Genomic DNA, 21,215 nt, shown 5'->3' with positions numbered 1-21,215 from the left:
ACCGGTCTGCGGGCGACCTCCGGCCGGCAGCGGCCGGGCCGGCCGGCTCACCAAAGCTTGTCGAGCTCATCAAGCCGCCGACGAAACACCCGGGCATCCCGGGACGGCAGGACGTGAGCCACCACTTCGAGCACATTCCGCGCCTCAGCCGGATCAGGACCGCAGCACTCCCAAATCCCGCAGCCCCATCCGTCCTGCGGGGCATACAGCCGATGGTCCGGGGCCCGGACGAAGTGCTCCCACCCTTTCAGGGCCTCTGCCGTGGCACCCGGCCACAACCGGATCCGTTCCAGCCGCGCAATCGCAGCAAGCCCCTTACCCGAGATCCTGGGGAGGGATGAGAAGCGTGCACCCTGATCCAACCACGGGCTAGGGCGCAGCTGAACAGGCCGCCTACGAGGCATGGCCCTTTCGGTTATCGGACATGACACGATCATGGCACCCCACAACCGGCGGAGTCGAGCGAGGCTCCGCCCCGAACCCCGGCCTACCCTCGGAGATCAGCGGCCGGCATGTGCCGGGCGGGATCTCCTCGGTCAGACACCGCGAGAACCCCGGCCGCGCCAAAGCCACTTCCCGGTCGCCTACGGCGGGCCTTGGCCGGGAATTTGGCGTCCGACCGCTGCGCTTGGTTGAATCCGGCTGTCCTCGCCCAAGGCGTGGTGGCTCCGGATGACCACGCCCGCAAGACGGAGAGGGTGGCAGCCCGTTCAAGCCGGGCCGAGTCCGGGGAGCCCCGCCGGTTGTGGGGCTCCCAAGCCTCGTAACCAGCAGGTCAGCCAACGTCACAAGATTCCGAACATGTGCGCAATGATCAGGCATCTCGCTAACCGTGTGCCACAGGGCCGAGTCAGCCGAGACCCAGTCGGTGCAACGCGATGGCCACGAACCCGCGCACCGACCGGTCCCAGCCGGGCACGTCGGCATCGAAGTCCGAGGTGCGGGCGTCGGTGAGGACGTCGAAAGCGAGGTCGGGTAGCTGGTCACCGAGTCGGTATGCCAGCCCCACCGCGGCGGTAACCCGGACGACCGCAGCGGTTGCGGACAGCATCTCGCGGAGGCAGGCGTCGATCCTCTCGGAGCCGGCCGGACAGTGGGCGAGGGTCAGGTTGGCGCTGGCCCGGGTAGCGGCGCGGGCCCCGTCATCCGGCACTGCGATGAGTCCGGCCACCGCGGCCTGATCGGGTGGGAACCAGGCGAGTAGTTCGGCGGCGTACCCAGCCAGCTGCGGGTCCGCATCGGTGAGCCAGCGAACGTACCGGTCGGTGTGCCGGGCTCCAGCGTGGAAGGCGTCGGCCTCCCACCGGACCGCTACGTTGTCAGCCAGCTCCGCGGCTTCGTCGTGCTCGAACATGTCCTCGGCCTCCAGATGCTGCGCCACCAGCGCTGCCTGATCCTCGGTGATCCCCTCGGCGGCGGCGAAGGTCTCCTGCGGATCAAACGGCAGCTCGTCGTCGCGCCGGTCGCCGAGCACCACCGACCGGAGCAGGTGGGCAACCGCTGCCCGGTCCGGGCTGTCCAGGTCGTCGATGAGCGCTACCAGGAACGGCACCACGTGACAGCTCGCCCCCCACCGCGTGCCTTGGTGGTAGACGTTGCCGAACAGCTCCGACAGAGCACGGCACCGGACCGGCACCTCCGCCGAACGCAACGCGCGCAACTGGTCCGGAACGTCGACGGCCGGACCGTAGGCGTGGTGCAGCGATTCCCACGGAACCTCGTCGACCCCGGCCAGCGGGTCGGACAGCTGATTCATGCCGCGGTTCTACCAGCAACGGGCAGGGAGCAACGATAGAGGCTGACATCGGTCGTTGAAATCAACGATGGCGGCCGGAGCCGGATGAGCGCGGACGGATGTCTCCTCCGACCCCAACCTCAGTGGACGTCCGCGAGCGTTGCGCCCCTTGCCGGAAGCGCCTTACAAACGAGGAATCACGCTTGGCGTTGGCCGCCCGGCGCCGACATCTCAGCTACACCCGCCTCGCCGGCGCGCCCTCCGGAACCGCCGATCTAGAAAGTGCTGTGATACCTGGTCGTGTCCTCCTTGACGCTGTCGATTCGGCAAACACCTGCCCGCGGCACTGCGGTCGGTGCCCGGAAGATCGCACCCTTGCCCTCAACCGCGCTTGAGGTCCTACGGTCTCCGCATGACCTGCACGGCGTGCAGGCCGGCACTCGCATAACCGGAGGAGCTCCTTGACAACGACCCAGCAGATGTCCGATGCCGCACTCGCCGGACAGCCCGCCGCGTACTGGACCGGTGTCGCCTACGAGGCGCTTATCGCGTACACCCGGGCCCAGCAGGCCGCCAAGGGCTACACCCAGCCCCAGTTCTGGCTGCTGCGCAACCTGTCGGTGAACGACATCTCACCCGACGGCGAGGGGATGACACTGCCCGAACTGCGGGAGGCCATGACCTCCTATATCCGGCCCGAGGACGACCTGGCGACGGAAGCCGAGGTGCTCGTGGAGCGCGGCTGGCTCACCCGGGACGCCGCGGACCGGCTGTGGCTCACCGAAAAGGGGGAACAGGCCCGGATCGACCTCGCGCGCAACGCCCCCGCGATCCGCGCGGCCCTCCACAAGGGGATCAACGACACGGACTACGTCACCACAGTCAAGGTGCTCCAGCAACTGATCCGCAACGCCGGCGGGACAGCCGCCTGAAGACCGAGGGGCCGGCGCGCCGCCGGCCCCTCGTGAGTCCGTAACAGGTCCGCCGTCGCGCCGCCCCCCCCCGGGTGGGGTTGCTGCCGGTCGACTCTGAGAGGGCAGTCGATGAGTGAGTTCCAAATCCTGGTGGGCCGCATTGAGGATTGCCTCGACCTCGAGCGGCTGCTCCGTGACGTGCGAGATGCCCTGGGGATGGACCGAGAGATGCCGCAGGGGAGTCGCCGTTTCTGGGGTGAGTTGAGTGACCATCGGATCTACCTGAACGACGAGTTCGCGGTGAACGGTATCGATGACCCCGCGGAGCCGTTCAAGAGTCACCCCTACGAGGTCATCGTCGATGCGGTCGACGATGCAGAGGGAAGGGAAGGGCACTCGCCGACCGTCTCTACGACACTCTGAAGCGGTCCGGTGACTATCGCTGATCCTGCTTGAGGAGGGATCGTTCGTCGGGTCAACACACTTCCCGGAGGGGGAGTGGTGATGCGCCGGCACCGTCTGGCCGATGCTAGGGGCGAGCCGGCGTGATCAATACCCCGGCAACGTAGTGTTTCGCCTCGTTCCTGGGTATGGGGGCCACGCCAGACGTCTCTGGATCGCCGTGCGTCCGAGTCCTACAGATGTACACGGGGAGTGTCACGCACGTCCTGATACCGATGTGTCACGCAGGTCCCGAGACCGGACCGGCTGGCTGCCGGGGTGCCTGGTCTCGCATGATGGTTGACGGAATCGCCTCGCCTGATGCTCTACATGATCACGTCGGGGCTGACTGATCCAAGGGCCGGCACGGACTCCGAACGGGTCCGCTACTCGTACGTGCGCGCGATCAGCAGCAGTCTTGCCATCAGCTTCCAGGTCGGCTCGACCGGTACCGGCTGACCATTGTTCCGCGCCCACGAGTCCAAGGAAGTGGTGAACCTCTGGAGGGAGTCCAGGTAACTCTCCAGCGTTCGGTTCTCCCACGCCTCGGGGTCGTGGTCGAGATTGGTTTCGAGGGCGAATACGAACCCGGCGAGGTCCTCGTGGGTCTCCACCGTCTCGACGAGCGCGTCGAGGTCCTGGAAGTCGTTGAACCTGCCGAAGTCGACCGGTACGGGCATCAGTCGGAACTCATCTGCCAGCGCGGCCCAGTCCGGCTCCTGTCGATCCTGGCCAGCATCGTCCCGCGTCACCATTAGTTCAGTATGCCGACCAACACACCGGCTGACGGAGCACCCGGCGTTCGTCTTCGCGAGGACGGTCGCGTTCCACCACAGCGCTCGATCAAGTACTACGGCACGGAGACCCTACGACCTGTCATGCCGCCGCGCAGACGCGTCGGGCCCACAGTCTGGCCCTTGATCAGTATCTGGATTTGCCCTGAGTCGCGCGGTTGTCGCGATCATGTAAAGCCTCATCCGAGGCCACGGTGTCAACCATTAATCGGAGCCGGACAGCGAATGTCGGCGATGTCTAGTCCTACCGCCTGCTCGACGAATCCGTCGCAGCACATGCAAGACAGTCGGCCTTGGTTTCTCGGTCGTCCTGGTTACAGTCGGTGGCATCTGAGTGTCTGCGGGCGCACTCAAACTCAGGCAGAGAATGAACCATGGCCGCCAAGACGCCATGCACGAGGGGAAGGCCGCCCAGCTCGCTGATCGCGACCCATGCGATGTCGTCATGCTCGTCAGGTGCACGGTTGGTGGGAGAGCCGACCCAGTCTCCGATTTGCCAGACACCCACGTGAACGGCGTCCTCACCACTGCCGGCATGCAAGACGCCCAACCGTGAAGCGGACTCCGCCACGATCTGAACGCCGAGCTCCTCGTGCATCTCACGCGCGAGGGCTTGTAGTTCCGACTCACCCGCTTCGACCTGCCCCCCGGGCAGATCCCAGACATCTGGGTATACCCGTTTGGTCGGCCTGCGGTGTACCAGCAGGACCGCGCCGTTTTCAACGAGTGCGCCCGTGACGACAACATGCATGACGGGAGTAGAGCACAGGGATAGGACAAGCTCGTTCCAGCCAAAGGGGACGCACAGACGTCCGGATCTGCAGCGATCCGATCGCTACGGGCGTGGCAGCCCATCGCCGGGCGGTTCGGCCAGGCCGCGAAGCGCGCCCGTGTCGCGAAACCGTGAAGGCTTCCGCGGTGCCCTGTGAGGGTCATGTCGGGCATCAGGTGGGACGTGAGCGTCAAGCATGTCCCGTGACAGGACACGTGCCTCGTCCCACCACAGGCTTGACGAATCCGTCCCAGGTGACGCTTGGCCTAGAGGTTGCCGTTTGGCTGATTCCCGCCGTGTCGACCGGGCAACGCGGCCAGGAGGCGTTGGTACTCCGCGTGGCTGCCGATGGCGGCCCGGTGATCGGGGTGTCGGACGTAGTGATGGATCGCGGCGGCGAGAAACCGGGGATCGACGTTGTCCGTGCGCAGTGCGTGGCGGCGCCAGGGAATGCCGCGCCGTCGTACCAACTCAGGTTCGGCGTAGGCCAGCCACAGTGCCGCGGCCCGTTCGGCAGGCAGGGTCGTCTGGGCGACCGGTAGTGCCTCCCACGGCACAGTGAGCGAGCCGAGAATCCAGCTCTGTTGTACGCCGTGAGGACGGAGCTGTACCCCGTAGCCTCGCCAAGCCTCCGCAAGAAGCAGGGCGATGAGCAGTAGCCAGGAGATGTCGAGGATCGAGTCGGTTGTCCACGGATTGTCTTGCTTGCTGGAGGGAATCAGTGCGCCGACCTCAGCCGAGGCGGGCAGGAGGAAGCACGCGGCCAGGCATGCCCTCCATGCTGGTGCGGGCGTGCCGAAGGCTGGTATCTGGGGTTGCACCTCGAAGTAGGCCGGACGGTTCTGCAAGCTGAGGAGCCCTAGGACCAGGAGCACCAGGGCAAGGACGACCAGCGGAAGGAACAGGAGCTGTGCCAGGGAGGGGACGAACGCGGTGGCCGCTGCATTCCCGACCGCCAGGAGCACGCTGAGTATCAAGACGCTGTGCTGGTGGCGCACCGTTGCATCGCTAACCTTGCCGATCATTCTCGTGACCTTACGGGCAGAGATCAAACGACCCGTTGGCCGATCGGCTGACACTGAACAACTGAACCGCTGATCATGTCAAGCATCTGGTGGGACGCGAGTGTCAAGGATGTCCCGTGACACGACACACCGGCGCGAAATCCCAGCATGGATCGGGCACCGCTCCGGCCGGCTGCGGGGGTTGGAAACAGGTGATGGCACGGGGGGCGGCCGGTTCTGCCGTCGTGCTGCCACCATGACTGCTCCGGACCAAGATCGGCGCGGTGAGCGAGACGGCGGCAGAGAGGGCGAAGGCAGCACCGAGCGCTGCCGCTATGACGGCCGGTCTCGGCGAACGCCAGTTCACCTGTCAGACAGTACGCGGAACGGCTTGACTCCATGGTCCGACGTTGTCCAGATGGCCATCCGTTGGCTCGCTCTTGCTCAACGCCGTACAAGCGAGAGCTCGGTCGGCCGGGCCGTCTGCGGGCCGTTGGCCGTCGCTGGGCCGTCAAGCGCCGACCAGAGATGACCGTCGACGACCAGCGGCACGCGAAGAAGCACCAGGTCAGCCGCCATGTGACAGCGGCTGACCTGAATGGATGACCGGCAGCCGAACCCGGCCTGCCCCTTCCGATATCCGTCGGAACCTGGCGACGCGACCACACCCCTACAACACCGTCTTTCGGCATCATCACGATGGCGTCCACGGCGTCGGCGTCAAGGCCAAGCCCTACGGGTGGGCCTGCGGCCCAACCTTGACCCCGACGCCGCACACACGCCTGCCCCAAGCCGTCCCGGAAGACGGGCAAAACAACGTCACCAGGTCAAAACCCCGGCCTTGACCGGCCCCGCTCCTTCATGGATGACGGCGGGCCGGGCGCCGGCCCGCTCCCAGGAGGCCGGGTCGAGTAGACGGGATGGCACCGTTGTCACTGCCGTCAGTCGTTTCCACCTCGCCGTGCAGCAATCTTCAGCAGACCTCTGTAAAACTCGACGAGCTCTTTGTTGCTTTGGTCGATCCTCCCCATGCGGCCGACCACTCCCTCGCTGAGAGCAGCGACGATACGATCGGCTCGATCTGGTTCCATGCCCTGCAGGTTCAGCAGACCCATCGCTCGGGCGGGCCGCAGGTGCATCACGAGATCCTCGTCCTGAAGCATCCCGGCGGGCACAGATTCGACAATGTATTCGAAGGCGCTTCCCTGGATGTACCACTCTCGATCATCGTCAAAGACCACGATCATCATTGCCGTTCCCCCGCACCGCATTCCTCTGATACACCTTTGATCCAAACTAGCGCTTCTCCCAGACCGATACGTGCTGTCGGCTTTCGTGGGTAAACGGCTCTCGACTCCAACCGTCCCAGCGATCGCGACGGCGCAGTCCGGCGAGTTGTGCCATCAGGTCCAGTTCGGACGGCCACACGTAACGGAAAGGAATCGAGCGATATGACCCAAGCCCGTTGACGACGCGAACGTAATTGGAGGTGGTGCGCTGGGTGGCGACGTCGTAGACGTCATACGCCCAGCCGGTAGGGCTGACAGTGTAGGGCACGATGTTCTGGCCGTAGGGGAGCCGCCGCAGCTCGGGGACCAGGACCTCGATGACGAAGCAGCCACCCGGCTCCAGGTGATCGGCGACGTTGCGGAAGCAAGCCACCTGCGCTTCCTGGGTGGTCAGGTTCATGATCGTGTTGAAGACCAGAAAGGCCAGCGAAAACGTCCCGCCTACCTTCGTCGTGGCGAAGTCGCCGATCGTAACGTCAATCGCGTCGCCCCCCGGCTTGGCACGCATCCGGTCGACCATCGCGCGGGAAAGGTCAATGCCATGTACGGACACACCCCTGCCGGCGAGCGGCAGCGCGATGCGACCCGTCCCGATGCCCAGCTCCAGTACGCGGCCCCCGCCGGCGATATCGGCCAGTACGTCGACCGTCTCCCCGATGACGGCGAGATCGAACATCTCCGACGTCGGGTCGTCGTACCTGGCCGCCACGTCCTCACCGAAGTATCCATCCGCGTCATGCATCGCTGGACCGTACGGTGACACCCTCCGTAGGTGCCTCCGATTTTCCGACCGATGACTCGCCTCGCCGAAGCATCGCCGTGCCCGATGGTGCCCGATACAGCGGTCAACACCGGCCCACAGCGGGGATCGTTGGGCGAAGCGGCGTCCGTCCAACTGGCCTTCGGAATCCCAGGCGTCGCCTGCCGCGCGCACCTCGGTGCGCCGCTCGCCTCCCGGTCTGTGAGTGGACGGTCATCCGGTACGGCGGTCAGTCGATGCTGACCCGGACCGGCTCGCCATCCGGAGCCTGGACGCTCAGCGTGGTCCGACCGTCAGCTACGGTCACCTCACCCCGGTCGGCGCGTACCGGTCGGTCGGTGGTGAAGACCGCGACATCCTCGGCCTGGGTCGGCCGGAGCAACACCTCCGAGCCGCTCCGGGCCACCAGTTCGCAACTGCTCTCCACCAGGATGGCTGGTCCGACGCGAATTCCGGCGGGCAGCATCAGTCCAGCGCGGGCGCCGATGCGCAGCCGTCGGCCGGACAACACCGGCTTGTCCCGGTGCCACAGGCCGAACTCGATCACCGACGGCGCGACGTTGACCAGATGAAGCAGCCGCTGGCCGGATCGGTCCACGGTCGAGGTGAGCAGCAGCCCGGGGTCGCCCGCGTCGTGCCGGAGCCGGGGCCGCACTCCGAGCCGGTCCAGCGCTGCTCGCCAGAAGCCCAGGTGACACGGGTAGTCGGTGGCAATCACCACGGCCCGGCCCACGCCCACGGTCACCTCGGTGGCGCACGGACGGCCGGAGCCGATCTCGGTGAGCAGCCGTTTACCGGATCCGGCGAGGAGTTGGGCGTAGCCGACCCGGACCTCGGCGGGGCCGGCTGCCCAGTCGTGGCCCACCACCGACGGGAAGTAGTGTGGCCCGCCCTCCAGCCAGCCGTCCGGCCGCAGCCCGAGCGCGTCGGCCAGCAGGGTGCACGGCGTGCCGTCGTGGTCGCGGGTGGGCAGCGGTCCGTGCAGCAGCAACCGGCCGCCGGCCCGCAGATGCTCGACCAGCCGCTGCTGGACGTCTGAACCGAGGGTGGGGGCGGTGGCCAGCACCAGCACCGGCGGTGCGCCGCCCGGCAGCTGTGCTGCGCCGCCCGGGGCCTGCAGGTCCGCCGCGGGGAATGAGTAGCCGGCGAGCAGCAGCGCACGGGCCAGCACGTCTCGCGCGCCCATGCCGCGGAACCGTTCCAGTTCGGCGACCTGCGCCGCCCGCTTGGTGGACGCCGGGTGGTGGTACTCGGTCAGGTAGTGGTCGCGAACGAATCCGAGGGCGAACCCGTCATGTTCCTCGTCGCCGTCGGCGAGCAGGTCGCCTACCGCACGTACGGCGTGCAGTGCCCGCCTTGCCGCCGCGTACGTCGCGTTGAGCCGCCCCTCCGGGTCGACCGGGGCAGCGAAGCCGTGCCGCTCGCCGGTGAACGCGATCCGGTCATTGCCGTCGCCGACCGGCTCCGTCAGCGGCGGGTTGTGGCCGCCGGCGAACAGGTAGAGGTTGAGCAGCCGGTTGCCCTGCGCCACGCAGAGCCGGGTCTTCAGGTCGATCGCCTCCGGCGGGTACAGCGTCGACAGGTCCTCGCCGTAGTCGCCGTTGCCGGCCTCGAACTCCAGGCAGGTCAGCGGCTGGGCGCGGTCGTGCGTGGCGGCCAGGAAGGCGTTGGACACGTACAGGTCGGCGACGTTGCCGACGGTCAGGTCGCCGAGGTAGTAGTCCGAGCCGGAGGTGAGCTGCGGCTGCCCCCGGTACGCCTCGACGAGCTGGCTGATCCCGATGGGGAAGGTGCGGCCTCGCCGGTCGGCGGTGCCGTGCACGTTGACCAGGAACGGCACCCCGGTCACCCCCTGCCGCTCGGCGCTTTGCCGCAGCGCCGCCACGTACCGGCGGTAGCGGTCGCGCATGTAGCGGCCCAGGTCGTCGTGCAGCGCCAGCGACCGCTCTTCCGCCGGGGTACGCAGGGCGGCAGACCATGCCGCCGGATCGGCCGGGTCGGCGCCGATGCGGGCCGCGGCGGTGTCCTTGCCGTACCGCTCGACGGCCCAGCGGGCCAGGTCGGCGCAGAGGCCGTCGGTGAGGTCGGGGGAGTTGGTCACCCAGGACAGCATCCCGATCTCGTTGTCGAGTTGAACCGCCACCACCGGTCCGCCACGCGGCGCGAGGCGTGCCGCCACCAGCGGCATCACCTGGGCGTACCAGCCGTCGGCCGCGGCGAGGAACTCGGGTGCCAGGTAGTCGATGGTGCGGGTGCTGATCGGCGCGCCGTCCCAGGTGGTGGGGAGCAGGTGCGGATGCTCGTCGTACACCCGGTAGGGGATGCCCTCGTTCTTCAGCTCGGCCATCACGAACGGGCCGGGGCGGACCACGGCCCGCAGTCCGCGCTGGTGTGCGAGGTCGAGGAAGCCGGCCAGGTCGCGCTGCTCGTGGGTGCGCCCGGTCAGGTCGACCGAGCCGTCCGGAAGTTCGTGCCACAGCCACGGCACGTAGGTGGCGATGGTGTCAGCGCCGCAGTCGCGGAGCCGGTCGAGTCGGTCCGCCCAGTCGGCGCGGGGGAGACGGAAGTAGTGCACCTCACCGGCGAGCAGCAGCTCGGGCCGGCCGTCAACGAGGATCCGGCGATTGCGGAGCAGTACCTCTGACATGTGGGGCAGGCCCTCCTCGCACGGGAGATTGTGGACCCGAGGGTTGTGAAGTTCGTCGCGGCTGCTTATGGTCGCCCTGAAACCGGTTTCTGTGAGGCACGTTACGGATTGAGGCAGCGATGGGCAACAGCCGCATGACGGTTCGCGAGATCGCCAGGCTCGCCGGCGTCTCCGTGGCCACCGTCTCGCGCGTCTCCAACGGCACCGGCCAGGTCTCCGAGGAGATGCGGCGACGGGTGCTGGAGGCGATCGAGAAGCACGGATACCGCCCCGACCACCTGGGCCGGGCCCTGGCCGCCGGCCGGCACGGCGCCCTCGGTCTGGTCTTCCCCGGCCTGTCCGGCCCCTACTTCACCGAGCTGATCCAGGGCTTCGAGTCCGAGGCGGTGGGGTCGCGGGCCAGCGTGCACATCCTCTGCACGCACCTGCGCTCCGACGCCGACGACCAGGTGCTGGAGATGGGCCGCCGGGTGGACGGCGTCGCCGTCATGGGTGGCACCATCTCCGAGGAGGCGCTGCTCCGTCTCGCCGGGATGGTGCCCGTGGTGGTAGTCGCCGGCAAGGGGCCCGGCGACATCCCCTCGGTGCGCGCCGACAACGCCGGCAGCATGCTGGCGCTCACCCGTCACCTGCTCGCCGACCACGACCTGCGCGATCTGGCCTTCGTCGGCAACCCGGCGGGCTCGCCCGACGTCAGCGAACGCTGGGCCGCCTTCCGCGGGGCGCACCACGACCTCGGCATCGAGCCGCCCAACGAACCGGTCGCTGTCAGCATGCAGCAGGCCGACGGGTTGCTCGCGGCCGAGCAGTTGCTGGGCGGCGACGCGCCCCGGCCCGCCGGGGTGGTCTGCGCCAACGACGAGATCGCCCTCGGCGTGCTGGTCGGCGCGCTCGGCCGGGGCCTGAGCGTGCCGCAGGACCTGGTCATCACCGGCTTCGACGACGTGCCGGCCGCCGCCCTCGTCACCCCGTCCCTGACCACCGTCCGGCAACCCGTACGCGAGCTCACCGCCGAGGCGGCCCGGCTGATCCTGCGTGCCGCCAACCAGCCCGGCAACACTCCCGCGGGCAGTCTCGTGCTGCCCACCGAACTCGTCCTGCGCCGCAGTTGCGGCTGCTCGGCGCCTCCGACCGGAGGTACCGGCAGGTAAGTAGCTCACACCCATCACCACCAACCTCCGGAGGTACGAGATGAGAAGTAGGCGGTTAACCGCCGCGGCCGCGGTCGTCTTGGCCGCGTCGGTCGCGCTGGCGGGTTGTGGCCGTGACTCGGGCGGCGGCCAGGACGAGGCGAAGTCCGTCGGCGCGGGAAAGGCGAGCGGGGATATCACCGTCTGGGCGATGGGCACCGAAGGGGAGAAGCTCGCCGAGTTCGCGAAGGAGTTCTCCACCGAGAACCCCGACGCCAAGGTCTCCGTGACGGCGGTGCCCTGGGACGCGGCGCACCAGAAGATCGCCAGCGCCATCGCCGCGAAGCAGACGCCGGACGTGTCGATGATCGGTACCACCTGGCAGGGCGAGTTCGCCAAGACCGGTGCCCTCGACCCGACCCCGCCGGACCTCATCAAGAAAGACGACTTCTTCCCCGGCGCCTGGGACACCACCATCGTCGACGACACCTCCTACGGCGTCCCGTGGTACGTCGAGACCCGGCTGATCTACTACCGCAAGGACCTGGCCACCAAGGCCGGGTTCCCGGACGGCCCGAAGTCGTGGGACGACCTCAAGGCCATGGCCAAGGGCATGAAGGAGAAGGCCGGCGCCAAGTGGGGCCTCAACCTCCAGCCCGGCAAGACCGGCAGCTGGCAGTCGATCCTGCCGTTCGCCTGGTCCAACGGCGCCGACGTGGCCAGCGCAACCAAGCTGAGCTTCGACACTCCGGAGATGACCGAGGCGCTCGCCTACTACCAGTCCTTCTTCAAGGAGGGCCTGTCCCCGACCGCGCTGCCGGAGGGCTCGCTCGAGCCCGGCTTCGTCAAGGGTGAGATCGGCGCCTTCATCTCCGGCCCATGGCACATGGGCATCGTCGAGGAGCAGGGCGGCGCCGGCTTCAAGGACAAGTACGCGGTCGCACAGATGCCGACGAAGAAGTCGTCGACCTCGTTCATCGGCGGCAGCAATCTCGCGGTCTTCAAGGACGCCAAGAACCGTGACGGTGGCTGGAAGTTCGTGCAGTGGCTGAGCAGGCCCGAGGTGCAGGTCAAGTGGTACCAGGCGGTCAAGGACCTGCCCGCGGTGCAGTCGGCCTGGAACGACCCGACGCTGTCCGGCGACACGTTCCTGACCACGTTCGGCCAGCAGCTCAAGAGCGCCAAGGCGCCGCCGGCGATCACGACCTGGGAGCAGATCGCCGCCGCCTTCGACCTCGAGGCCGAAAAGCTGTGCAAGCAGAACGCGGACCCGGCAGCGACCGCCAAGTCGATCCAGCAGAAGGCAAGCGCGATCGGGACCGGGAGCTGACATGGCCGGCGCCCCCGCGGCGACGGCACCGGCGCGACCGGCCGGGGCGACCAGCCCCGACCGGCCCGCCGGGTCGGTCCGGCGGCGCCAGCGCCTGCGGCGGGCGCTGACCGGCTGGGCCTTCTCCGCGCCCTTCACCGTGTTGTTCCTCGTGTTCATGGCGCTGCCGGTGGTGGTATCGCTGCTCATGAGCTTCACCGACCTGCGCTCCACCGACCTGCGCAACCCGCTGGCCGTCAACGTCGTCGGCATCGACAACTACACCCGCCTGTTCTCCGACCAACTGTTCCTGCGCTCGTCGGTCAACACCCTGGTCTTCGTCGTCATCGGCGTGCCGCTGACGATGGTGCTGGCCCTGGCCGCAGCGACCGGGCTCAACTCCGGGCTCTTACGCTTCCGCGCGCTGTTCCGGGTCGGCTTCTACCTGCCGGTCGTGACCAGCATCGTGGCGATCGCGGTGGTCTGGCGTTTCCTGCTCGACCCCGAGATCGGGCTGGTCAACAACCTGCTGCGCCTGCTCGGGATCGACGGACCGAGTTGGCTGTTCGACACCAGGCTCGCGCTGCCGTCGTTGATCGTCATGGCGGCGTGGCGCAACTTCGGCTTCCTGATGGTCATCTTCCTAGCCGGACTCCAGGCGGTGCCGGCCGACCTCTACGAGGCGGCGACCCTCGACGGCGCGACGCGGTGGCAGCAGTTCCGCAACGTCACCGTGCCGATGCTCCGGCCGACCCTGCTCTTCGGCGGGGTGATCACCGGCATCGGCTACCTCCAGCTCTTCGAGGAGCCGTTCGTCATGACGCAAGGCGGCCCGCTGTCCTCGACGCTGTCGGTGTCCTACCACATCTACAACCAGTTCGGCTTCGGCAACTACGGCTACGCGGCCGCCGCCAGCTACGTGCTGTTCCTGGCGGTCGTGGCGCTGTCGGTCCTGCAGTTCCGCCTGCTGGGGGAGAGGAACTGACGATGGCGACAGAGGACCCCACCCTGCGTACCCGTGACCGGATCGCCAGGACCGTGCTCCACATCGTCCTGGGCCTCGGGCTGCTCGCCGTGGCCGGACCGTTCGTCTGGATGGCCCTCGCGTCGGTCAAGCCGGAACGGGAGATCCGCGCGGTGCCGCCGACCTGGTGGCCCGAGACGTTCACGCTCGACAACTTCCGCGAGCTGTTCTCCCGGCTCGACTTCCCGCTGTACTTTCTCAACTCGGTCCTGGTCGCGACCGCGGTCACGGTCGGCAACCTGCTGTTCTGCTCGCTCGTCGGGTACGCGTTGGCGAAGCTGCGCTACCCCGGCAAACGCATCCTCTTCCTGGCCGTGCTCGGCATGCTCATGGTGCCCGGCATGGTCACCTTCGTCCCGCAGTTCGTGCTGGTCAGCAACATGGGCCTGACCAACACCTACGCCGGCCTGATCCTGCCGTTCCTCGTCGGACCGTTCGGCGTGTTCCTCATGCGCCAGTTCCTCCAGTCGATCCCCGACGAGCTCATCGAGGCCGCCCGGGTCGACGGCGCCGGCGAGTTCCGGATCTTCTGGCGGGTGGTGCTTCCGCTGTGCCGCCCAGCACTGGCCACCCTCGGAATCCTCACGTTTCTCGGGTCCTGGAACAACTTCCTGTGGCCCCTCGTGGTCGCCACCACCGAGGACAAGTACACGCTGCCGGTCGCCCTCGCCCTCTACAGCGTCGGCCAGAACCGCACCGACTACGGACTGCTTCTCTCGGGCGCGGTCGTCGTCGTGCTCCCGGTGCTCATCGTGTTCCTGTTCCTTCAGCGGCACTTCCTGCGCGGCATCGCGACCACCGGAATCAAGTGACCCATCCCCGAACCAGACAAGGAGACCCATGCGACGCCTTCTCGCACCGCTCCTCACGCTGGCGCTCGTGCTGGCAGGTGGCCCGGCCGCCGTCGCGGCACCCGACGAGCGCGGCCCCGACCGGGCCCTGCTCCACTACGCCACGGACACCTGGCGGTCGATGGCTGCCATGACCGACCCCGGCACCGGCCTGGTCGCCGACAACATCACCGGCGACCTCGCCGCCGACGGCCGCGCCACCTACACGTCCCCCACCAACATCGGCGGCTACATGTGGTCCGCGGTGGTCGCCGCCAAGCTCGGCATCATCTCGCGATCCGAAGCCCGCCAACGGATCGCCAGGACTCTCGACACGCTCGCCCGGCTCAAGCACCACACCGCCTCGGGCATGTACTACAACTGGTACGACCCGCGCGACGGCACGGTGGTCACGGTCTGGCCCGACAACGGCAGCACCGTCTACCCCTTCCTGTCCAGCGTGGACAACGGCTGGCTCGCGGCCGCGCTCAACGTGGTCAAGGGCGCCGTGCCGGAGCTGCGCGGCAAGGCCGACGCGATCCTGCGAAAGATGAACTTCGGCTTCTACTACAACCCGACGGCGTCGACTCCGTTCGGGGCCAGCGGCCTGATCGCCGGCGGCTTCTGGGACGCGCCACCCCCGGGGTGCTCGCGGCAACGCGACGGCGTCTGGTTCACCTGCAACCACTACGACATCACCGTCACCGAGCCGCGTATCGCGACCTACCTCGGCATCGCGATGGGCCAGATCCCGCCAAAGGCCTACTACAACACGATGCGCACCCTGCCGGCCACCTGCGACTGGAGCTGGCACGAGATGCAGCCAGTCGGCTTCAACACCACCTACGAGGGCGTTCCGGTGTACGAGGGCGCCTACCGCTACCGCGGCATCCAGTTCGTACCCAGTTGGGGCGGCGACATGTTCGAGGCACTGATGCCCGACCTGTTCGTGCCCGAAGCGCAGTGGGCGCCCAACAGCTGGGGCCGCAACCATCCCGCGACGGTCGCCGGCCAGATCGAGCACGGGATGAACGACGCCGGGTACGGCTACTGGGGCTTCTCCCCGGCGAGTGACCCGGCCGGCGGTTACATGGCTTGGGGTGTCGACGCGATGGGCATGGACACCGACGGCTACCCGTCAGACATGGAGCACTCGAAGTACGACGTGGGGTTCGGCGACTGCCGCCCAGCAGGCCCGGACCCCGACTACGGCGACGGCGTGGTGACCCCGCACGCGGCGTTCCTCGCTCTCCCGTACGCCAAGGCACCGGTCGTCGACAACCTCGCCCGACTCAAGGCCAACTTCGACTCGTATGGCCCCGGCGGCTTCTACGACGCGATCGCGGTCGGCAGCGGCACCGTGGCCAAGCGTTACCTCTCGCTCGATCAAGCCATGATCATGGGTGCGCTCGGCAATGAGCTCGCCAACGACCTCCTGCGCCGCGCGTTCGTCTCGCCACAGTTCGAACACCGGATCCGTCCACTGATCGCCGAGGAGACGTTCAACGTGCCGGCCAACCAGAACCTTCCACAGCTGCGTGGGGCCGCCTGACGGCGCCGCAAAAGGTAACGGGCGACCTGCCCAACCCGTCGACCGCACCGGTGCAGGAAAGTAGGGCCTACGGCCACGCGCCGCAGGCCCTACCTCCGCATCGAGCATGATCTTGCGAGTGGCCGGCACCGCGGGAGCCGAGCCGAGGCCGGCCGGTCCGCGCACATGATCGCCCGATACCGCGGCCGACGACGCTACCCGCGATGGGCAGGGATCAGGCCCCGGGGACCTCCACCAGAACCGCGCCGGGCTGCGGCAGGTCTAGCTCGATCACCGCCGCTCCAGCATGGGTGGAAGGCTGCACCTTCTCCGCCGGGAGCTGGTCGGCGGCCCGCAGCGCGGCCCACTGCTCATCGGTTGGCCACTCGGCGACGCCCAGTCGGTCGGCGAGGGTGGTGATGTCACCGTGCTCCCGGTCGAGCCGGGTAACCAGAGCGGGCCGTCCGGCCGCGCCGTCGATGGCCAACCGGATCCGCCGGGCCAGCGCCGGGTCTCCATCTCGCTTGTCCTGGTCGAGAGTGGACACCCAGACCAGAATTGCCAGGCTGCCGTCGCCGCGCCGGCTGGCCCAGGTCTGCACCAGGCCGTCAGCGCCGTCGCCGGAGGCCCGTACCGGCAGTTCGGTCTCGCCGAGTTGCGCGAGCATCCGCAGCGCGTGGTAGCGCGGCTTGGCGATACCGCCGACGGTGAGCAGGCCGAACCCGCCGTGCAGCAGCCTCGGCGGCCGGCCGAGTTCCTCGAAATGGTCGCTGGCCACCCAGTAGGACAGCGCGTCGACCCTGCCGGCGGCCGACCGCATGCCGGTGAGCAGGAAGGTGGCGGCCGAGGTGCCGTCGTTGACTGGGTGGAAGTGGGTGGGGGTGACGCCCCACTCGGTCCACAGGATCCGCGCGTCGGGGAAGCCGAGGCGGGCCAGGGTGGGCCGCAGGTCCAGCGGCGGGCTGCCATACGTGTGGGTGGACACGAAGTCCACCGGTGCGCCGGACCGTACGGCATGCTCCAGCAGCGCGTCCACCCAGCCGGCGGCCGCCGACGAGGGCCCACCGACCGGGATCCGCGGATCGACGTCCTTGACCGCGCGGGCGGTCACGTCGTACAGGCGCATCCATTCCTCGCGGCTGCCGCTCCAGAAGACCTCCAGGTTGGCCTCGTTCCACACCTCGAAGTCCCAACCGAGCACCTGATCGCCGTACCGGTCCAGCAGATGGGTCACCAGCGCCCGAACGAGCCCGGACCACCGGTCCCAGTCGCGCGGCGGGGAAATGATGCCGCGATAGGTGAAGACGGTGCGGTCCGGGTCACTGGCCAGATCGCGGGGCATGAACCCGATCTCCACCACCGGCGTCATTCCGATGCCCAGGAGTAGATCGTAGATCTGGTCCACGCGGCTGAAGTCGTACACCGGCTCGCCGTCGACCTCGCGATAGACGCCGAGGTCGTCGTGCAGGATCGCGTGCGCCCGCACAGCGGTAACGCCGATCTCCTCCCGTACCCGGCGGAGCGCGGCCAGCAGTTCAATGCCGATCTCCCGGCCGCCGGATTGGTCACGGCAGAGCAGTTGGGACAGCCGCTCGCTGCCGATCATCGGCTGCCAGGGACGGTGCAGGGTGGTGCCCGGGGCGTCCGCGTCGAGGCGCAGCGTGAGGGTGCTCGGTTCGCCGGTGCCGGGCAGGGCGGCCGCCGTGACCGGGTCGCTCAGCGCGCCGGTCACGGTCACCTCGGGTACGGCAGCCACCGCATACGCATACCGCTCGCCCGGCGTGCCGGTGGTGTCGACGTACCAGGTGTCGGGAACGGAGAGCACGTCGCCGCCGAGGTGGTCCAGCGGGGTGAACGGGCCGGACACTTGATCGCCATCCAGCGTTGCACGATGCACCAGGTAGCCGACCGCGCCGTCGACGGGCTGCCAGGAGAGGCGGACGTGTCCGCGGCCGGGGGTGGCGGTGAGGCGGGCCGGTGGTGGCAGGTCGGGTAGCGCGGCCGTGTCGCCTTCGTCGCTGCGGCGGGCGATGCGGGCTTCCCAATCGGTCCGGGCGTCGGACGGCTGGGGTCCGCTGGCGTTCGTCACCGGGTACCTCCTGGCGGTCTTGATTGAACCGGTTCGACGAATGTAACCGGTTACCGTCCGTCCTGCGATCCCGCTACCCGCCGCCGGACTACCCCGCGGCGCTGCATGCCGCCCTCAACGGCGCGATGGTGTTCGTGCCCAGCGATGGCGAGGCCGCGCGGGTGTTCGTCCACCACCACAACGTCCTCGACGCGCCGACGCGGACCGGGGTCGGACACGCGGTGCGGCTCAGCCGACGTTGGCAACTCGATGGTCCACGGCGATCCAGTTCGTCTCCCACGTCTTCCCGCCGTCGTCTGAGAAGGCCTGCTCGAACCTCGCCTTGTCCGGGCCCTGCCGGAAGATGAGGAAGCGCACCTTGATCGCGCGTCCCCCAACCTGGTCGTCGCCGAAGAACTCGCCGACACCGTCGTGGAACCCGCCGTACACCGACGGGGTGAGCAGTCCATCGCGGATGTTCACGAAAGTCAGGCTCCAGCGCCCCGCCAAGGGCTCGTAGAGCCGCAGATTGAGGCCCTCGATCCGTCCGTTCGGCCCCGAGACCTTGAGTTCGACGACATTCGCATGCCGGTCCAGCAGTGGGCGCACGACGCTCGTACCCTCGAAGTGGAGCCATTCATCCTCGGATTCCGAGAGCGGATCGGCGAGCACCCGCACCTTGGTGTGCCAGGCGCCGATCTCCCAGTCGAAGTCACGTTGGCCGTCCTCGACAGCCGCCGAAGTCCTGAGGGGAGCCGCCGCCGCGTCGCCCGACGCCGCCATCGCGGCCAGTATGAGAAGCGACAGGCACGGGACCAGGACCTGCTTGTACCGCACGGTGATCTTGGGGTGAAGGTTCATGATCCGACTATCTGAGCGGAGCACGTCCATGAACAAGAAGGCACCTGCAGGTAACCCCTCACCATCGCGCCCCAATCCTCTACCCGGCTGCCCGATGGCCGCGGCGTTCGCCGCGATCGGTGGAAAGTGGAAGTTGACCCTTCTGTACTGGCTGGCCCATGGCGAGTGCCACTTCGCCGGCCTCCGCCGTCTGGGCGCGCCGATCACGCCCAAAGTGCTGGCCGAGCAGCTGCGCGAACTCGAAGCTGACGGGCTCGTCGAGCGCGTCGTGACCGGACCGGTCCCGGCACCGGTCATCTACCGGCTCACCTCCTACGGCACCACGGTCTTACCTGTCGTGGAAGGCGTCCGGATCTGGGGCGAGGCGCACCTTCAGCGCACCAACGACCAGGCCACGCCCGACGAGTCGATGCGCTGCACGCACGTGATCGCGTAGGACCGCGGCCGAGTCCCTCGACGGCAGCGCCTACCGCGCGCGCTGGGCGGAGCACGTCCCGCTGCGGCTGGTCATGCTGCACATGCTGCAGGAGTACGCCCGGCACAACGGCCACGCCGACTTCCTCCGCGACGCCGTCGACGGCGTCGTCGGAGTCTGAAGACGGGAGATCGCGCCCGCTGTCGGAAGCCCGACCTCGCCGCGCGGGTCCTTGACCGGCCGGTCCGGCGCCGGAATTCTCGACCCATGGCGTCGCCCACCACCGATTGGCCGGAGCTGTTGGCGCACGCAGAACGGCGGCGCGCGTCACTGACCGAGCTGTACCGGCGGCTGCACGGCCATCCGGAGCTGGGGTTGTGGCTGCCGCGTACCCAGGCGGCCGTGCTCGACGCCCTGCGCCCCCTACCGCTGCAGGTGCGCACCGGCACCACCTCCAGCGCCGTGGTCGCCCGGCTCGCCGGCCGGGGCGACGCCCCGCCGGTGCTGCTGCGCGCCGACATGGACGCGCTGCCGCTGACCGAGCGGACCGACCTGCCGTACGCCTCGACGGTGGCCGGCGCCATGCACGCCTGCGGGCACGACGCGCACGTCGCCATGCTGGTGGAGGCCACCCACCTGATCGCGGGGGCCGATCCCGGCCCGCCCGGTGACGTGATCCTCATGTTCCAGCCCGGCGAGGAGGGCCACGACGGCTGCCGCACCGTGCTCGCCGACGGGCTGCTCGACGGCGACTTCGCACCGGCCCGCGCGTACGCCCTGCACCAGTTCCCGGGGCTGCCCGCGGGGACGGTGGGCACCCGGCCCGGCGCGCTGCTGGCCGGTGCGGACGCGCTGACCGTCACCGTGCACGGCGCGGGCGGCCACGTGGCCCTGCCGCATCTCGGCGCCGATCCGGTACCGGTGCTCTGCGCGGTCGTGCTGGCCGTGCAGCAGATGGTGACCCGCCGGTTCGACGTCTTCGACCCGGTGGTGGTCACGATCAACCGGCTGGACGCCGGCGTCTCCGGCGCGGGCGTCATCCCCGACACCGCGACGGCCGAGGGCACCGTGCGAACGTTCAGCGACGCCGCCCGGTCCCGGGTGACCGAGGCGCTCGCCCAGGTCGCCGCGGGCGTTGCCGCCGCACACGGCTGCACCGCCGAGGTGAGCGTGCACCCCGGCTACCCACCGACCGTCAACGACGCGGACGAGGCGCGGTGGGCGCTGGCCACGGTCGCCGGGGCGCTCGGCCCCGACCGGGTGAGCGAGCTGCCCGCCCCGTTCCCGGCCAGCGAGGACTTCGCGTACCTGCTGCACCGCACGCCCGGCGCGATGCTGATCCTGGGCACCCAGCCCGCGGCCGGGCCGGTCGCGCCGGTGCACTCACCGCAGATGCGCCTCGACGAGTCGGCGCTGACCGCTGGAGTCGCCGCGCTCGCCGCGCTCGCCCTCACCCCGCGCTGACCACCGCGGGCGTCATCCCGTATCGCAAGCCCGCCGACGGCACCGCACTGCCGGCCTGAGCGGATGTCGAACAAGAAACTGTCGGGTCCGATGACGGGCGCCATGTCGGCCGTGCACGATACTGCCTGTGCGTAACGAGCGTCTCAGCTTCTTCGTTGGGTCGGTCCAGGCAGTTCGGGAAGGCTGGCGGCTGGAGGGCGAGCCGGGTTGTCACCCACGGCATCGGG

General features: G+C 68.7%; 18 protein-coding genes and 1 pseudogene. 10 read left to right on the top strand and 9 right to left on the bottom strand.

Going from position 1 to position 21,215, the window contains the following annotated elements:
- Window positions 1-850: 850 nt before the first annotated feature.
- The gene (locus ABZW14_RS25105) at window positions 851-1,756 is read right to left on the bottom strand and encodes a hypothetical protein (protein WP_355350895.1); all 906 of its coding nucleotides are present in this window, start codon (window positions 1,754-1,756) and stop codon (window positions 851-853) included.
- 440 nt (window positions 1,757-2,196) lie between these two features.
- Between ABZW14_RS25105 and ABZW14_RS25100 the strand changes: the two genes are divergently transcribed.
- Both ABZW14_RS25100 and ABZW14_RS25095 read left to right on the top strand, forming a co-directional pair.
- Complete coding sequence (locus ABZW14_RS25100; protein WP_355350893.1) at window positions 2,197-2,667, top strand: MarR family winged helix-turn-helix transcriptional regulator; 471 nt, start codon at window positions 2,197-2,199, stop codon at window positions 2,665-2,667.
- Between the two features lie 111 nt (window positions 2,668-2,778).
- Window positions 2,779-3,072, top strand: a complete 294-nt coding sequence (locus ABZW14_RS25095) for a hypothetical protein (RefSeq protein ID WP_355350891.1) — start codon at window positions 2,779-2,781, stop codon at window positions 3,070-3,072.
- A 404-nt stretch (window positions 3,073-3,476) separates the two neighbouring features.
- Here ABZW14_RS25095 and ABZW14_RS25090 read toward each other — a convergent pair whose 3' ends face one another.
- From ABZW14_RS25090 to ABZW14_RS25065, 6 genes are all read right to left on the bottom strand, one after another.
- On the bottom strand, window positions 3,477-3,845 hold the full coding sequence (locus tag ABZW14_RS25090; RefSeq protein WP_355350889.1) for a hypothetical protein: 369 nt from the start codon (window positions 3,843-3,845) through the stop codon (window positions 3,477-3,479).
- A 283-nt stretch (window positions 3,846-4,128) separates the two neighbouring features.
- Entirely contained in the window at window positions 4,129-4,635 is a 507-nt protein-coding gene (locus tag ABZW14_RS25085) for an NUDIX domain-containing protein (RefSeq protein ID WP_355350887.1), read from the bottom strand.
- 287 nt (window positions 4,636-4,922) lie between these two features.
- The gene (locus ABZW14_RS25080; RefSeq protein ID WP_355350885.1) at window positions 4,923-5,681 is read right to left on the bottom strand and encodes a hypothetical protein; all 759 of its coding nucleotides are present in this window, start codon (window positions 5,679-5,681) and stop codon (window positions 4,923-4,925) included.
- 920 nt (window positions 5,682-6,601) lie between these two features.
- Window positions 6,602-6,910: a hypothetical protein gene (locus tag ABZW14_RS25075; protein WP_355350883.1), complete on the bottom strand. Its 309-nt coding sequence runs from the start codon at window positions 6,908-6,910 to the stop codon at window positions 6,602-6,604.
- 46 nt (window positions 6,911-6,956) lie between these two features.
- Window positions 6,957-7,691, bottom strand: a complete 735-nt coding sequence (locus ABZW14_RS25070; protein ID WP_355350881.1) for a class I SAM-dependent methyltransferase — start codon at window positions 7,689-7,691, stop codon at window positions 6,957-6,959.
- A 247-nt stretch (window positions 7,692-7,938) separates the two neighbouring features.
- Window positions 7,939-10,356, bottom strand: a complete 2,418-nt coding sequence (locus tag ABZW14_RS25065; RefSeq protein ID WP_355350879.1) for a beta-galactosidase — start codon at window positions 10,354-10,356, stop codon at window positions 7,939-7,941.
- Between the two features lie 119 nt (window positions 10,357-10,475).
- On the opposite strand from ABZW14_RS25065, the gene ABZW14_RS25060 reads away from it, so the two are divergent.
- The 5 genes from ABZW14_RS25060 to ABZW14_RS25040 all read left to right on the top strand — a co-directional run bounded on the left by ABZW14_RS25060 (window position 10,476) and on the right by ABZW14_RS25040 (window position 16,201).
- On the top strand, window positions 10,476-11,507 hold the full coding sequence (locus ABZW14_RS25060) for a LacI family DNA-binding transcriptional regulator (protein WP_355350877.1): 1,032 nt from the start codon (window positions 10,476-10,478) through the stop codon (window positions 11,505-11,507).
- A 190-nt stretch (window positions 11,508-11,697) separates the two neighbouring features.
- Entirely contained in the window at window positions 11,698-12,816 is a 1,119-nt protein-coding gene (locus ABZW14_RS25055; RefSeq protein ID WP_355350875.1) for a sugar ABC transporter substrate-binding protein, read from the top strand.
- A gap of 1 nt (window position 12,817) precedes the next feature.
- Window positions 12,818-13,780 carry a sugar ABC transporter permease gene (locus ABZW14_RS25050; RefSeq protein WP_355350873.1) on the top strand — a complete coding sequence of 321 codons (963 nt, stop codon included), beginning with the start codon at window positions 12,818-12,820 and terminating at the stop codon, window positions 13,778-13,780.
- A gap of 2 nt (window positions 13,781-13,782) precedes the next feature.
- Entirely contained in the window at window positions 13,783-14,631 is an 849-nt protein-coding gene (locus tag ABZW14_RS25045) for a carbohydrate ABC transporter permease (RefSeq protein ID WP_355350871.1), read from the top strand.
- A gap of 28 nt (window positions 14,632-14,659) precedes the next feature.
- Window positions 14,660-16,201, top strand: a complete 1,542-nt coding sequence (locus ABZW14_RS25040) for a glucoamylase family protein (protein WP_355350869.1) — start codon at window positions 14,660-14,662, stop codon at window positions 16,199-16,201.
- A gap of 214 nt (window positions 16,202-16,415) precedes the next feature.
- Here ABZW14_RS25040 and ABZW14_RS25035 read toward each other — a convergent pair whose 3' ends face one another.
- Together ABZW14_RS25035 and ABZW14_RS25030 are read right to left on the bottom strand one after the other, a co-directional pair.
- A complete protein-coding gene (locus tag ABZW14_RS25035; protein ID WP_355350867.1) occupies window positions 16,416-18,269 on the bottom strand; it encodes a xylan 1,4-beta-xylosidase in 1,854 nt (617 codons plus the stop codon).
- Window positions 18,270-18,497: 228 nt separating this feature from the next.
- Window positions 18,498-19,109: a hypothetical protein gene (locus ABZW14_RS25030; RefSeq protein WP_355350865.1), complete on the bottom strand. Its 612-nt coding sequence runs from the start codon at window positions 19,107-19,109 to the stop codon at window positions 18,498-18,500.
- A gap of 28 nt (window positions 19,110-19,137) precedes the next feature.
- On the opposite strand from ABZW14_RS25030, the gene ABZW14_RS25025 reads away from it, so the two are divergent.
- From ABZW14_RS25025 to ABZW14_RS25015, 3 genes and pseudogenes are all read left to right on the top strand, one after another.
- Complete coding sequence (locus ABZW14_RS25025) at window positions 19,138-19,545, top strand: helix-turn-helix domain-containing protein (RefSeq protein ID WP_355350863.1); 408 nt, start codon at window positions 19,138-19,140, stop codon at window positions 19,543-19,545.
- Between the two features lie 7 nt (window positions 19,546-19,552).
- Window positions 19,553-19,705 (top strand): annotated as a pseudogene (locus ABZW14_RS25020) (DUF664 domain-containing protein); the annotation flags it as partial.
- An 86-nt stretch (window positions 19,706-19,791) separates the two neighbouring features.
- The gene (locus ABZW14_RS25015; protein ID WP_355350861.1) at window positions 19,792-20,988 is read left to right on the top strand and encodes a M20 family metallopeptidase; all 1,197 of its coding nucleotides are present in this window, start codon (window positions 19,792-19,794) and stop codon (window positions 20,986-20,988) included.
- The last annotated feature ends 227 nt before the right edge of the window (window positions 20,989-21,215 follow it).

The sequence above is a fragment of the Micromonospora sp. NPDC004551 genome (genome assembly GCF_040609975.1).
Lineage (GTDB): Bacteria > Actinomycetota > Actinomycetes > Mycobacteriales > Micromonosporaceae > Micromonospora.
Note: the sequence above shows the minus strand (reverse complement) of the source record. Positions and strands in the feature narration are given on the sequence as shown.